The sequence below is a fragment of the Leclercia sp. LSNIH8 genome, from assembly GCF_002920195.1.
Lineage (GTDB): Bacteria > Pseudomonadota > Gammaproteobacteria > Enterobacterales > Enterobacteriaceae > Enterobacter.
The window spans coordinates 462696-477017 of the sequence record NZ_PQJY01000002.1; the positions used below are offsets into that span (position 1 = coordinate 462696).

At 56.9% G+C, this 14322-nt stretch carries 14 protein-coding genes and 1 tRNA gene; 11 read left to right on the forward strand and 4 right to left on the reverse strand.

Annotated features, from left to right (window positions below; translation table 11 throughout):
- The first annotated feature begins 9 nt into the window (after window positions 1-9).
- The 6 genes from C3406_RS07075 to ureG are packed head-to-tail and all read left to right on the forward strand — an operon-like array spanning window position 10 to window position 4341.
- Window positions 10-324, forward strand: coding sequence for an urease subunit beta (locus C3406_RS07075; protein WP_103822892.1), 315 nt, complete (start codon window positions 10-12; stop codon window positions 322-324).
- Window positions 317-2020 carry an urease subunit alpha gene (gene ureC, locus C3406_RS07080; RefSeq protein ID WP_103822893.1) on the forward strand — a complete coding sequence of 568 codons (1704 nt, stop codon included), beginning with the start codon at window positions 317-319 and terminating at the stop codon, window positions 2018-2020. Before C3406_RS07075 ends, ureC begins: the two co-directional genes overlap by 8 nt.
- A gap of 9 nt (window positions 2021-2029) precedes the next feature.
- On the forward strand, window positions 2030-2494 hold the full coding sequence (ureE, locus tag C3406_RS07085; RefSeq protein ID WP_103822894.1) for an urease accessory protein UreE: 465 nt from the start codon (window positions 2030-2032) through the stop codon (window positions 2492-2494).
- A gap of 9 nt (window positions 2495-2503) precedes the next feature.
- Window positions 2504-3043 carry a HupE/UreJ family protein gene (locus tag C3406_RS07090; RefSeq protein WP_103822895.1) on the forward strand — a complete coding sequence of 180 codons (540 nt, stop codon included), beginning with the start codon at window positions 2504-2506 and terminating at the stop codon, window positions 3041-3043.
- Window positions 3043-3714, forward strand: a complete 672-nt coding sequence (locus tag C3406_RS07095) for an urease accessory protein UreF (RefSeq protein ID WP_103822896.1) — start codon at window positions 3043-3045, stop codon at window positions 3712-3714. Before C3406_RS07090 ends, C3406_RS07095 begins: the two co-directional genes overlap by 1 nt.
- A 9-nt stretch (window positions 3715-3723) precedes the next feature.
- Window positions 3724-4341 (forward strand): urease accessory protein UreG, encoded by a 618-nt coding sequence (gene ureG / locus C3406_RS07100; RefSeq protein WP_103822897.1) that lies wholly within the window; start codon window positions 3724-3726, stop codon window positions 4339-4341.
- Window positions 4342-4371: 30 nt separating this feature from the next.
- On the opposite strand, the gene C3406_RS07105 is transcribed toward ureG, so the two are convergent.
- Window positions 4372-6420, reverse strand: a complete 2049-nt coding sequence (locus tag C3406_RS07105; RefSeq protein ID WP_103822898.1) for a S8 family serine peptidase — start codon at window positions 6418-6420, stop codon at window positions 4372-4374.
- 339 nt (window positions 6421-6759) lie between these two features.
- On the opposite strand from C3406_RS07105, the gene C3406_RS07110 reads away from it, so the two are divergent.
- Window positions 6760-7446, forward strand: a complete 687-nt coding sequence (locus C3406_RS07110; protein ID WP_103822899.1) for a LuxR C-terminal-related transcriptional regulator — start codon at window positions 6760-6762, stop codon at window positions 7444-7446.
- Between the two features lie 18 nt (window positions 7447-7464).
- Here C3406_RS07110 and tsaD read toward each other — a convergent pair whose 3' ends face one another.
- Window positions 7465-8478: a tRNA (adenosine(37)-N6)-threonylcarbamoyltransferase complex transferase subunit TsaD gene (gene tsaD / locus C3406_RS07115; protein ID WP_103822900.1), complete on the reverse strand. Its 1014-nt coding sequence runs from the start codon at window positions 8476-8478 to the stop codon at window positions 7465-7467.
- 237 nt (window positions 8479-8715) lie between these two features.
- Here tsaD and rpsU point away from each other — a divergent pair, with 237 nt between their 5' ends.
- The 3 genes from rpsU to rpoD all read left to right on the forward strand — a co-directional run bounded on the left by rpsU (window position 8716) and on the right by rpoD (window position 12805).
- Window positions 8716-8931, forward strand: a complete 216-nt coding sequence (gene rpsU / locus C3406_RS07120; protein ID WP_001144069.1) for a 30S ribosomal protein S21 — start codon at window positions 8716-8718, stop codon at window positions 8929-8931.
- Between the two features lie 116 nt (window positions 8932-9047).
- On the forward strand, window positions 9048-10793 hold the full coding sequence (dnaG, locus tag C3406_RS07125; RefSeq protein WP_103822901.1) for a DNA primase: 1746 nt from the start codon (window positions 9048-9050) through the stop codon (window positions 10791-10793).
- 122 nt (window positions 10794-10915) lie between these two features.
- Window positions 10916-12805, forward strand: a complete 1890-nt coding sequence (rpoD, locus tag C3406_RS07130; protein ID WP_255410167.1) for an RNA polymerase sigma factor RpoD — start codon at window positions 10916-10918, stop codon at window positions 12803-12805.
- A gap of 61 nt (window positions 12806-12866) precedes the next feature.
- On the opposite strand, the gene mug is transcribed toward rpoD, so the two are convergent.
- Window positions 12867-13373 carry a G/U mismatch-specific DNA glycosylase gene (gene mug, locus C3406_RS07135; RefSeq protein ID WP_103177016.1) on the reverse strand — a complete coding sequence of 169 codons (507 nt, stop codon included), beginning with the start codon at window positions 13371-13373 and terminating at the stop codon, window positions 12867-12869.
- A 125-nt stretch (window positions 13374-13498) separates the two neighbouring features.
- On the opposite strand from mug, the gene C3406_RS07140 reads away from it, so the two are divergent.
- Window positions 13499-13574 (forward strand) — tRNA-Ile (locus C3406_RS07140).
- A gap of 51 nt (window positions 13575-13625) precedes the next feature.
- Here the strand turns inward: C3406_RS07140 and C3406_RS07145 are convergent.
- Complete coding sequence (locus C3406_RS07145; RefSeq protein WP_103822903.1) at window positions 13626-13949, reverse strand: hypothetical protein; 324 nt, start codon at window positions 13947-13949, stop codon at window positions 13626-13628.
- Window positions 13950-14322 lie beyond the last annotated feature (373 nt).

Here is a 14322-nt window from a genome sequence, read left to right on the forward strand (position 1 = left end):
GGGGGCAACATGATCCCAGGCGAATACCAGATACAACCCGGGCAGATCGTTATTAATGCCGGACGCAACACGCTGACGACGATCGTCGAGAACCACGGGGATCGTCCGATCCAGGTCGGATCCCACTACCACTTTTACGAAGTTAATCCAGCACTCAAATTCGATCGTGAGCCGACCCGAGGCTACCGCCTGAATATCGCCGCTGGCACCGCCGTGCGCTTTGAACCGGGGCAGAAGCGCGCCGTGACGCTGGTACAGGTGGCAGGCGCACAGCGCATTGTCGGCTTTCGTGGCGAGGTGATGGGTGAGGTCAACCATGGCTGAGATTTCACGTCAGGCGTATGCCGACATGTTCGGCCCCACCACCGGGGATAAAGTCCGTCTCGCCGATACCGAGCTCTGGATCGAGGTGGAAAACGATCTGACCATCTACGGTGAAGAGGTCAAATTCGGCGGCGGGAAGGTGATCCGCGACGGTATGGGCCAGGGGCAGATGACGGCGCAGGCGTGCGTGGATCTGGTGCTGACCAACGCGCTGATCGTCGATCACTGGGGGATCGTGAAAGCCGATATCGGCGTGAAGGATGGCAGGATCTTCGCTATCGGCAAAGCGGGTAACCCGGACATTCAGCCCGGCGTAACGATCCCCATTGGCGCGGCCACCGAAGTGATCGCCGCCGAAGGGAAGATCGTGACCGCAGGCGGGGTCGATACCCATATCCACTGGATCTGCCCGCAGCAGGCGGAAGAGGCGCTGGTCTCCGGGGTGACTACCATGATTGGCGGCGGTACCGGCCCTGCCGCAGGCACCAACGCCACCACCTGCACGCCGGGGCCGTGGTATATCGCCCGCATGTTGCAGGCGGTCGACACGCTGCCGGTCAACATTGGCCTGCTGGGTAAAGGCAACGGCTCCAACCCGGATGCCCTGCGCGAGCAGGTTGCCGCGGGTGCGATTGGCCTGAAAATTCATGAGGACTGGGGTTCCACCCCTGCGGCGATCGACTGCGCCCTGACGGTGGCGGACGAGATGGATATCCAGGTGGCGCTGCACAGCGACACCCTTAACGAAGGCGGGTTTGTCGAGGACACCCTGGCGGCCATCGCCGGGCGCACCATCCACACCTTCCACACCGAAGGGGCGGGCGGCGGCCATGCGCCGGATATTATCACCGCCTGCGCGCACCCTAACATTCTGCCCTCCTCTACCAACCCGACCCTGCCCTATACGGTCAACACCATCGACGAACATCTGGACATGCTGATGGTCTGCCACCATCTCGACCCGGATATCGCCGAGGATGTGGCCTTTGCCGAATCACGCATTCGCCGGGAGACCATCGCCGCCGAAGACGCGCTGCACGATATTGGCGCCTTCTCGCTCACCTCGTCCGATTCGCAGGCGATGGGCCGGGTGGGAGAAGTGATCATCCGCACCTGGCAGGTGGCGCACCGCATGAAGGTACAGCGCGGCCCGCTGGCGGAGGAGTCGGGCGATAACGACAACCTGCGGGTGAAGCGCTATATCGCCAAGTACACCATCAACCCGGCGCTGACCCACGGCATCGCCCATGAGGTCGGGTCGATTGAGGCGGGGAAACTGGCGGATCTGGTGGTCTGGTCCCCCGCCTTCTTTGGCGTCAAGCCAGCCACCATCGTCAAAGGCGGGATGATCGCCTGCGCGCCGATGGGGGACATCAACGCCTCGATCCCCACGCCGCAGCCGGTGCACTACCGGCCCATGTTTGGCGCGCTGGGCGCCGCCCGCCACGCCACCCGCCTGACGTTTCTCTCGCAGGCTGCCGCCGATAACAACATTTCGCAGCAGCTGAGCCTGCAGAGCGCCACCGCAGTGGTCAAAGGCTGCCGGACGGTGAAAAAGGCCGACATGATCCACAACGGCCTGCAGCCGAACATTACCGTCGATGCGCAAACCTATGAGGTGCGCATTGACGGGGAACTGATTACCAGCGCACCGGCAGAGGTTCTGCCGATGGCGCAACGCTATTTCCTGTTCTGAGGAGGACTCATGATCACCTTAACCCAACGCCTTGATCATCCCCATCCCGTTACCGCACACGTCACGCTGCCCATTGATGTGCGGGTAAAGAGCCGCGCCCGCGTGGTGCTGGACGACGGTCGCGATGCCGGGCTGATCCTGCCGCGCGGCCTGCTGCTGCGCGGCGGCGACCTGCTTGCCAGTGACGATGGGCGTGAAGTGGTGGAAGTTATTGCCGCACCCGAGCCGCTGTCGGTGGTGCGCTGCGCCGATCCGTTCCTGCTGGCGCGCGCCTGCTATCACCTGGGCAACCGTCACGTCCCGCTGCAAATTCTGCCCGGCGAGCTGCGCTATCACCACGATCACGTGCTGGACGAGATGCTGCACCTGTTCGATCTCGAGGTGACTTTCGCCAGCCTGCCCTTCGAACCGGAAGCGGGTGCCTACGCCAGCGAAGGTCACTCCCATTCACACTCTCACGCTCATTCACATTAAGGATTAATCATGCGTAAGTTGTTACCTCTACTACTGCTGGCCTTCTCCCTGCCCGCGCTGGCCCACCCGGGACACGGCAGCGACAGTTTTCAGGCGGGCTTTTTCCATCCCCTGACCGGGCTTGATCATCTCCTGATGCTCACCGGCGCAGGCGTGCTCGCCGCCCTGAGCGGCCGCAGGCTGCTGATGCCCTTTGCCACCCTCGGCATGATGCTCACCGGCGCTGTCGCAGGCAGCCTGCTGGGGGGCTTTAGCGGCATGGAGATGCTGATTGTCGCCTCGCTGGCGGTGTGTGGTGTGATGATGTTTAAAACCGAAAACCGCCTGCTGCTGGCGGTGCCGGCGCTGGCGATGTTCCACGGCTGGGCGCACGGCGTGGAGACGGCAGGCCACAGCTTCTGGCTGTTCACCAGCGGCTTTATGTTCGCCAGCGCCGCGGTGCTGTGCGCAAGCTTTGCCGCCGGTATGCTGCTGCGCCGTCACGACGGGCTGCGTAAAACCTTCGGCGGCGGGCTGATTGCCTCTGCCCTGCTGGCGCTGATGAGCTGATGGAGCCCTCCCGCCAGCTGCGCCTGATGCAGCTCACCAGCAGCAGCCTGCCGGTGGGATCTTTTACCTGGTCGCAGGGGCTGGAATGGGCGGTGGAAGCGGGCTGGGTCACTACCCCGGCGGCATTCAAAGCCTGGCAATGTCAGCAGATGGAGCAGAGCTTTTTCTGCGTCGATCTGCCGCTCTTTTCCCGCCTCTACCGCGCCTGCGAACAGCAGGATCTGGCGAGCGCCGCGCACTGGACAGCGTACCTGCTGGCCTGCCGGGAGACCCGCGAGTTGCGGGAGGAGGAGCGCAACCGCGGGGCGGCGTTTACCCGGCTGATCAAAAGCTGGGAGGCGGATTGCCCAGCTGACTGGCTGGCGCTGTTCCCGCAAAGCCAGCTGTGCGGTATGGCGTGGCTCGGTGTGCGCTGGGGGATCGATCTCCGCGAGATGGCGTTAAGCCTTGGCTACAGCTGGATAGAGAGCGCGGTAATGGCGGGCGTCAAGCTGGTGCCCTTTGGTCAGCAGGCGGCCCAGCTGTTGATCATTGAACTCTGCGATCGCTTTACCGACGGGCTGGCGCAGGCGCTTCTGCGCCGCGATGACCAGCTGGGGGCGGCCACGCCGCTCTCCGCCATCGCTTCGGCGCGTCACGAAACCCAATATTCACGATTATTCCGTTCCTGAGGAGTCTCTATGTCTGAGTACAAACACCCCCTGCGTGTGGGCGTCGGCGGCCCGGTGGGGTCGGGTAAAACCGCCCTGCTGGAAGCGCTGTGTAAAGCGATGCGCGACACCTATCACCTCGCGGTGGTGACGAACGATATCTACACCAAAGAGGATCAGCGCATTCTCACCGAGGCGGGCGCCCTGGAGCCGGAGCGCATTGTGGGCGTGGAAACCGGCGGCTGTCCGCACACCGCCATTCGTGAAGATGCCTCAATGAACCTGGCGGCGGTAGAAGCGTTAAGCGAGAAGTTCGGCAACCTGGATCTGATCTTTGTCGAGAGCGGCGGGGATAACCTGAGCGCCACCTTCAGCCCGGAGCTGGCGGATCTGACGATCTACGTGATCGACGTGGCGGAAGGGGAGAAGATCCCGCGCAAAGGCGGGCCGGGGATCACCAAATCCGATTTTCTGGTGATCAATAAAACCGATCTCGCCCCTTACGTGGGAGCCTCGCTGGAGGTGATGGAGCGCGACACCAACCGCATGCGCGGCGAGCGTCCGTGGACCTTTACCAACCTGAAAGCGGGTGACGGGCTGGCGACAATCATTCGCTTCCTGGAAGAGAAAGGCATGTTGAAGGTATAAAAAAAGCCTGGCTTTCGCCAGGCTTGCCGATCATTTACAGGTGTTGTACTTGGATGCCTGCTCGCGCCACACGCCCCAGTTGCTGAAGCCTTTACCCGGCTCCTCCTGGCCTGGGTTAACGTACCACTGGTTGAACCAGATTTTGCCGTTATGGGACACTTTGGTGCATTTCACCGGATAGGCAATCTTTGGATTGTAGGCCGGGACGCTCTCCTTAGCTGGCGCCTCATCCTTCGCCGGAGTTTCATCCTTCGCCGGAGTTTCGTCTTTCTCCGGGGTTTCATCCTTCGCCGGAACCGCCGGTTTGCTGACCTTGATGGTCATGCTGTCCTGCGCCGTGCGGCCATCTTCGCCGGTGGTGGTCAGGGTGAAGGTCGCTTCACCTTCCGTATTCGCCGGGATCACCGCGTAAGCATGGGCGCTGTTAACGCTGTTAGCGAGCGTGCCGTTCAGCTTCTCCTGCACAAAGAAGGTGCCGGTCCCTTTGGTCACACTCCAGGTGTACGATTTCGCGTTCAGGCTCTTGCTGCCGTCCAGCGGATAGGTACTGACCCCCGTGGCTGACGAGGTCATGGTGTAATCCGCCCCGGCTTCTGCGGTCGGCGCTGGCACGGTTTTGCCGTTATCTTTCAGCGCAAGGATTCTGGCGACAGCCCGCGCCATATCCGGCTGCGTACCGATGAGCGTGGAGGTACTGCCCGCGCCAGGCGTACCGGTCTCCTGCAGGATCTGGCGCATCTGCAACGGCGTTACCGTAATGCCGTGGGCTTTGGCGATCCCTGACAGGCTGGCGACCACCCCGGCGACAATTGGCGTCGCCGAGGAGGTGCCGCCGTAGCCCTGGGTATAGTTGGCATTCGTCGTACTGTTGTACGTGCCATAACCGGTACTGAAGACATCATTGCAGGCCCAGGAGGCGCTGGTCACCCGCTTGCCGTAGGTGCTGTACCAGACTTTATTGCCGGTGCTTGCACAGAGCCCGCCGACAATAATCGCCCCGGAATCGCGGACATTGGTATCCCATATGCCGTTGAAGCCCGGCAGATCCAGGTTAATGCCGCCATTCCCTGCAGAACTCACCACAAAGACGCCTTTATCGGTGAGCGCTTTGATCACGTTGTAATAGCCCGGATCATATTCGATAGGGACATAGCAATCCTGTTTGCAGGTGGTGGCCACGGCTTCAGCTCCGTACATCTGCATGTTCAGCGAGACCACGTCCCCGGCTTTCAGTTTCGGGATCAGGTTATAAAGGTGAACCGAAGGCCAGGCAGCATAGCCGACTTTGCTCTTCCAGCTCAGCCCGCGAATGCCGCCGCCGATATCCCGCCCGGCCAGAATGCCAACCGAAGCCGTATTATGCTCCCGACTGTTACAGGTCTGACTGGTACTCCCGTCGCTGAAGGCAATAGGCGGTAAATTCACATGATTTACGTTCCAGGCACAGTTCTCGGAAGAGACGATAGTGATATCCTCACCCTCGTTGCCGGCATATTGATTCACACTGTCGCGGTTAACCCCACCCATATAATAGCCGGTACGCTTATCTGAAGGCGATTTTAAATAATCCTGAAGATGGCGGTAATTTGGAACGGATACCGCACCGAGATTACTGTTTACCGTGGATTTTAATTTTGGCTTAACGGGCGTGGTACCTTCAGTGGTCTCTTCCAACGAAACAGGTAGCGACTCAGGATAAACGGATTCGATATTCTGATTATGTTCCAGCTCGGTAATAATATTATTGATGTAGTTTTTATCCTGCCCTTTATTATCCGGCAGAGCGATACGCATATAGCGGTCGAAACCGTAGCGCTTATTCAGGGCCGCCATCTCTTTGGCCGCCGCCTCGTCAGCGTTCTTATCTACAGGGTACATGACGGTGGCCTTCAGACCGGGATCGCTCAGCGCTAAGAGGTGCTGGGATGCGGCGTCTGGAGCGGACTTCAACTTAACGACAATGGAGTCGTAAGTTACACCCTCCTGTGCCAGCATAGCTTGTGGTGCGGGTGCCGTTTCAGCCCAGGCCGAACCTGAGACTATCGCACAGATGAGCAGTGTTAAAATTCTTTTTTTCATTTTAGCCAACGTTCCTTTATGACATTAATAAACATGCTTCCTGCCTGCAGCATGAATTAAAAATGTGCGCTGGCCTATAAGACCTCTCTTTTTAAAGAATGAGAATCCTCCCGGGGTTAAATTAATAGCGGGTAACTTAATGACTTATTAAATAAGTCAAATGCAATCGCGGATAAAAATAACCAAAATGGCCTGTACGCGATATAAAAAAGGTAAGGCAAGGACACTTTACTATAAAAATGGTTTTACAACAGCAATAGGCTCTTATCGCCTTAATATAAAATACCGTCTGCCTGCACCAATAAAAATTAACATACAGTATAGGTTTGAGGAAAAACGATGCCACTCAGGATTGCCATTGCGGATGAACACACGATTATCCGCCGGGGAGTGAACGCCATGCTCACCCACTGCCGCCCCGCCTTCGCAAATGATGCGGGCGCTCAGCCGCTCTCTTTCACCGGCGAAGCGGCCTCCACCGCCGAGTTACTGGCGCTGCTGTCGCAGCATACGCCCGACATTCTGTTGCTGGGGCGGATGCTTCCTGGCCAGCAGAGCGCAAACCCGCTCAATACGATGGACGGGCTGGCGCTGATGAAATGGCTGCATCATCACTACCCGGCGCTAAAAGTGATCGTACTGTCATCCGATAAAAATCCGCTGTTGATCCGCATGACGCTGGAGGCAGGTGCCAAAGCCTGGCTCAGCCGTCACGCGGATGAGAAGACCCTGAACCAGGCGCTGGATTCGGTTATTCACGGCGAAATTTACGTTGAACACGCGTTGATGGGGGCCCTTTTTCACGGCGGCAAAACGCCCCGTGAAACGCTGTCGCTGCGCGAGAACGAAGTGTTGCGCTACATCTGTCGTGGGCTGAGCCTGACGGATATCGCCCGGCGCATGCACCTGAGCATCAAAACCGTGAGCGCGCATAAAATGCGGGCGATGGAAAAACTGGGGGTGAACAACAGTTGCCAGCTTTACAGCCTGCTGGCGAGCACCCGGATGTTCGATATCGCTATCTGACATCCGGGCGAGAGCGCATCAGGCTTCAGGCAGTTCCGCCAGCGGCCAGCGCGGGCGTACGGAGACGCTCAGATCGGCGGTGGCATCGGGCTTGAGACGCACCATCCCGGCATAGGCGATCATTGCCCCGTTATCGGTGCAAAATTCCGGGCGGGCATAGAACACTTCCCCGCGACGCTTTTGCATCATCTCCGCGAGCTTCGCGCGCAGGGTCCGGTTGGCGCTAACGCCACCGGCCATCACCAGACGCTTAAAACCGGTCTGATCCAGGGCGCGTTTGCATTTGATCATCAGCGTATCCACCACCGCATCCTCAAAGGCACGGGCGATATCTGCCCGGGTCTGATCGTCGTCTTCATTATTACGGATGGTGTTCGCGGCGAAGGTTTTCAGCCCCGAGAAGCTGAAATCCAGACCGGGCCTGTCGGTCATCGGGCGCGGGAAGACAAAGCGCCCTTCCGTCCCCTGAGACGCCATTTTTGACAGCATCGGACCGCCGGGATAATCGAGCCCCAGCAGCTTGGCGGTTTTGTCGAAGGCTTCGCCCGCCGCATCGTCAATGGATTCGCCCAGCAGTGCGTACTGACCGATACCGGTGACGCTGATCAGCTGGGTATGGCCGCCGGAGACCAGCAGCGCCACGAACGGAAATGCCGGTGGATTCTCTTCCAGCATCGGCGCCAGCAGGTGCCCTTCCATATGGTGAACCGGGATTGCCGGTACATCCCACGCGAACGCAAGCGATCGCCCGATGGTGGCGCCGACCAGCAGCGCGCCGACCAGCCCAGGACCGGCCGTGTAGGCCACGGCATCAATATCTTTTGCCGTTAAGCCCGCCTCTTTCAGCGCCGCCTGAATCAGGGGCACCGTTTTACGCACATGGTCGCGGGAGGCCAGCTCCGGCACCACGCCGCCGTAGTCAGCATGTAATTTCACCTGACTATACAGTTGGTTGGCGACCAGCCCTTTTTCATCATCGTAAATCGCGATGCCGGTTTCATCGCAGGATGTTTCAATACCCAGTACACGCATGACTTGTTTTACCTCACTCAGATACCGCGCAGTGTAGAGCCTGGGCGGGTTGATGTAAAACTTTCCTCACCCCTGGAGTTCACTTCGTGTATACTCCTCACCCTTATAAAAGTCCCCTTTCAAAAACGGCCGCGGTGCTTTACAAAGCAGCAGCAATTGCAGTAAAATTCCGCACCATTTTGAAATAAGCTGGCGTTGATGCCAGCGGCAAACCGAATTTATAAAGGTGAGAGTTACATGCCGGTAATTAAAGTACGTGAAAACGAGCCGTTCGACGTAGCACTGCGTCGCTTCAAGCGTTCATGCGAGAAAGCAGGTGTTCTGGCTGAAGTTCGTCGTCGTGAGTTCTATGAAAAACCAACGACCGAACGTAAGCGCGCTAAAGCTTCTGCTGTGAAACGTCACGCGAAGAAACTGGCTCGCGAAAACGCACGCCGTACTCGTCTGTACTAATCTATTGAGGACGCACGTCCTCAGTTGTCAGACAGAGTAGTAGTCGTAAGGCCGTGCTTCCGGAAGGAATGCGCGGCTTGTTTTCGTTTATGAGTTCCTAAAAATTTCTGGGGCCTATGGCTGGACGAATTCCACGCGTATTTATCAACGATCTGCTGGCAAGAACCGACATTGTCGATCTCATCGACGCGCGGGTAAAGCTGAAGAAGCAGGGCAAGAACTATCACGCGTGCTGTCCATTTCATAACGAAAAAACCCCCTCTTTCACCGTAAACGGTGAAAAGCAGTTCTACCACTGCTTCGGCTGTGGCGCGCACGGCAACGCCGTCGACTTTTTGATGAACTACGACAAGCTCGAGTTCGTTGAAACCGTCGAAGAGCTGGCTGCCATGCACAATCTTGAAGTGCCTTATGAAGCAGGCAGTGGCCCCAGCCAGATAGAGCGTCATCAACGACAAACGCTGTATCAGCTGATGGATGGCCTGAATTCGTTTTACCAACAGTCTCTCAAGCAACCTGCTGCTGAGCCTGCGCGTCAGTATCTGAACAAGCGCGGACTGAGCGACGATGTTATTGCGCGTTTCGCTATTGGTTACGCCCCTCCCGGCTGGGATAACGTGTTGAAGCGTTTTGGCGGCAATAGCGAAGATCGTAAATCACTCATCGACGCGGGCATGCTGGTCACCAACGACCAGGGACGTAGCTATGACCGCTTCCGCGAACGGGTGATGTTTCCCATTCGCGACAAGCGTGGCCGGGTAATTGGTTTTGGTGGCCGCGTGCTGGGCGATGCCCTGCCGAAATACCTCAATTCCCCGGAAACCGATATTTTCCATAAAGGCCGCCAGCTGTATGGCCTGTATGAAGCCCAGCAGAATAACGCTGAACCGCAGCGGCTGCTGGTGGTCGAAGGCTATATGGATGTGGTGGCGCTGGCGCAGTTCGACATTAACTATGCCGTGGCGTCGTTGGGTACCTCTACCACTGCCGACCATATCCAGCTGCTGTTCCGGGTGACCAACACGGTCGTCTGCTGTTACGACGGTGACCGGGCCGGACGCGAAGCCGCCTGGCGCGCGCTGGAGACGGCGCTGCCTTATATGACCGACGGGCGTCAGTTACGCTTTATGTTTCTGCCCGACGGCGAAGACCCGGATACGCTGGTGCGTAAAGAGGGCAAAGCGGCATTCGAAGCGCGGATGGAGCAGGCTCAGCCGCTCTCCACGTTTCTGTTTAACAGCCTGATGCCGCAGGTAGATTTGAGCACCCCGGATGGCCGCGCCCAGCTGAGCACGCTGGCGCTACCGCTGATTACTCAGGTGCCGGGCGAAACGTTGCGCATCTATCTGCGTCAGGAGCTGGGTAAAAAACTCGGCATTCTGGATGACAGCCAGCTTGAACGTTTAATGCCAAAACTGGCTGAAAGCGGAGCGGCTCGCCCCGCGCCTCAGCTAAAACGCACAACCATGCGTATATTGATAGGACTGTTGGTGCAAAACCCGGAGCTGGCCCCACGCGTGCCTTCTCTGGCGGGTTTAGACCACGAAAAGCTGCCCGGACTTGGCTTATTTGCAGAACTGGTCAACACTTGTTTGTCACAGCCAGGTCTGACCACCGGACAACTTTTAGAGCACTATCGCGGAACAAAAGCGTCCGCAACCCTTGAAAAACTGTCGATGTGGGACGATATAGCAGATAAAGAGATTGCTGAAGAAACCTTCACCGACTCGCTCAACCATATGTTTGATTCGATGCTTGAACTGCGCCAGGAAGAGTTGATTGCTCGCGAGCGCACACACGGTTTAAGCAGCGAAGAACGCCGGGAGCTCTGGATGATTAGCCAGGAGCTGGCAAAGAAATAACAGAAAGATAAAAGTATTTAACGGCTTAAGTGCCGAATATCGATCGGGTAGATCCCGACAGCCGCACTGAGAGGCAGCGGCAAAAATACAAGTACGCCCTCGCTTTAAAGGTTGGCAGCCGTATCGCCGACACCAATCAAACGAATAAGTGTGGATACCGTCTTATGGAGCAAAACCCGCAGTCACAGCTGAAACTTCTTGTCCAACGTGGTAAGGAGCAAGGCTATCTGACCTATGCCGAGGTCAATGACCATCTGCCGGAAGATATCGTCGACTCCGATCAGATCGAAGACATCATCCAAATGATCAACGACATGGGTATTCAGGTGATGGAAGAAGCCCCTGATGCCGATGATCTGTTACTTGCTGAAAACTCAAACAACACCGACGAAGATGCAGAGGAAGCTGCTGCACAGGTTCTGTCGAGCGTTGAATCTGAAATCGGCCGCACCACCGACCCGGTTCGCATGTACATGCGCGAAATGGGTACCGTTGAACTGTTGACCCGCGAAGGCGAAATTGACATCGCTAAACGTATCGAAGACGGGATCAACCAGGTTCAATGTTCCGTTGCCGAATACCCGGAAGCGATCACCTATCTGCTGGAGCAGTACGATCGCGTTGAGGCAGAAGAAGCCCGCCTGTCCGATCTGATCACCGGTTTTGTCGATCCGAACGCAGAAGAAGACATGGCCCCAACGGCGACGCACGTCGGTTCTGAACTCTCTCAGGAAGAGATGGATGATGACGAAGACGAAGACGACGAAGATGGCGATGACGACAGCAGCGATGACGACAACAGCATCGACCCTGAACTGGCTCGCGAGAAGTTCGCTGAACTGCGCGCGCAGTATGTCGTTACCCGCGACACGATCAAAGCGAAAGGCCGCAGCCACGCAGCCGCTCAGGAAGAGATCCTGAAGCTATCTGAAGTGTTTAAACAGTTCCGTCTGGTGCCAAAACAGTTCGATTACCTGGTAAACAGCATGCGCGTGATGATGGATCGCGTACGTACCCAGGAACGCATCATCATGAAGGTGTGCGTTGAACAGTGCAAAATGCCGAAGAAGAACTTCATCACCCTCTTCACCGGTAACGAAACCAGCGAGACCTGGTTCAACGCCGCTATCGCGATGAACAAGCCGTGGTCTGAAAAACTGCGCGACGTGGCTGAAGAAGTACATCGTGGCCTGCAGAAGCTGCAGCAGATTGAAGAAGAGACCGGCCTGACCATAGAGCAGGTAAAAGACATCAACCGTCGTATGTCCATCGGTGAAGCGAAAGCCCGCCGTGCGAAGAAAGAGATGGTTGAGGCGAACTTGCGTCTGGTTATCTCTATCGCCAAGAAGTACACCAACCGCGGTCTGCAGTTCCTGGATCTGATTCAGGAAGGCAACATCGGTCTGATGAAAGCGGTTGATAAGTTCGAATACCGTCGTGGTTATAAATTCTCCACCTACGCAACCTGGTGGATCCGTCAGGCGATTACCCGCTCTATCGCGGATCAGGCGCGCACCATCCGTATTCCGGTGCATATGATTGAGACCATCAACAAGCTCAACCGTATCTCTCGCCAGATGCTGCAGGAGATGGGCCGCGAGCCGACGCCAGAAGAGCTGGCCGAGCGCATGCTGATGCCGGAAGACAAGATCCGTAAGGTGCTGAAGATCGCCAAAGAGCCAATCTCCATGGAAACGCCAATCGGCGACGATGAAGATTCGCATCTGGGTGACTTCATCGAGGATACCACCCTCGAGCTGCCGCTGGACTCTGCCACCACCGAGAGCCTGCGTGCCGCCACCCACGACGTACTGGCTGGCCTGACCGCCCGTGAAGCGAAAGTCCTGCGTATGCGTTTCGGTATCGATATGAACACCGACCACACGCTGGAAGAGGTGGGTAAACAGTTCGATGTAACCCGCGAACGTATCCGTCAGATCGAAGCGAAGGCGCTGCGTAAACTGCGCCACCCGAGCCGCTCTGAAGTGCTGCGTAGCTTCCTGGACGACTAATTCGTCCTGATGTAAAAAAGCTCCCTACGGGGAGCTTTTTTTATGGCTGACGCTTCAGAGCCTAAAGCCCCCGCACCACCAGCGCCTCGTCCAGCTCCCGGTACGCCTCCACCAGCTTCTCCAGCGTTGCCCGGTTCAGGCCGCTCGGATTGGGCAGCACCCACACCTGCGTTACGCCGATGGTGATCTTCTGCTTTCCCCACTGCACCCCACGCTGGCTAAAAGCCTGCTCATACGCCTGCTTGCCGAGGACCGCCAGCGCCGCGGGCTGATAGTCCTCCATCTTTTTAACTAACTCGCGCCCGCCGCTACGTAGCTCATGCAGGTTTACCTCACTCGCCTGCACCGTAGGCCGCTCCACCAGCATGGTGATGCCGCAGCGGGTATCCAGCAGCTGCTGCTCCTCTTCCGGCTTGAGCAATTTATCGGTAAACCCGGCCTGATAAATCACTTTCCAGAAGCGATTACCGGGATGCGCAAAGTGAAAACCAGTATGGGCGGAAGACTTGCCCGGATTGATGCCGCAGAACACCACCCGCAGGCCTGGCGCCAGGATATCGCTGATCATTATTACTCCTGCTTATTGATTCAGGCTTTAAGTATAAAAGATTGAAAATGCGTTGTTTATAAAAACAGCAGGCAGGTACGTATGGCTGGATTGCAGCGAGCAGTTACTTTATAATCCTCCGCCACGGCCCCTTAGCTCAGTGGTTAGAGCAGGCGACTCATAATCGCTTGGTCGCTGGTTCAAGTCCAGCAGGGGCCACCAAATTTTATCTTTAAAACCAGCTACTTAAGCCACCTTTTACAGGTGGCTTTTTTATTTAACCGTCATGAGTGTCGCAAAAGTGTCGCAGGCATATTTTGATTTATGCGACGGCTGTACTCCTGACATCCCCATCCAGTGAGCATAGGCGGTTAGCCAGGCTGCGCTTTCATCGGGAAAGGGAGCACTCGCAATAGGCTCCCAACTCATTCCGCCGAACTGAAACACCTTCTCCCGAACGTCCCAGTAATCGCCGCGTGGCCATAAAACATAGCGACGATCGGGAAAGCCGTTCAACGGAAGCCCCTCGTTATCTTTCAGCTTCTCACCTCGCTGCAGGAAAATGAAAACCGCCCCGTTAATGGATACGTACCGCATGCGCCCTCCTTTAGTGCTGTATATTTTCACAGTATATTCCAAAGCGGCTTTTTCAGTTCTCTGTTTTTAACCTGTAATCCTGCAGGCCTCGCCAGCTCTGGACTCGCCTGTAATCTTTACTCCTGCGCGCACCACCCAAACGATCTACCCAAAGCCACGTAAAAATTTTTTTCCTATTATTTTTCTGATGGTTATGAATTTTTACCGATCCCCCGCAGATCCTTTTTACTGAAAAAAACTGAAATTCTTTTCAATGTTTTCAGTTCTGGTTCTCCGCAAAGGTGCCAGCGGTGGCGCGCCCTGGCGGTCTGGTTTGTAGAAAAATAAAACTGAAAAATTTCCACGATCCAAAAACCGCAGGCGGGTGCGGTGT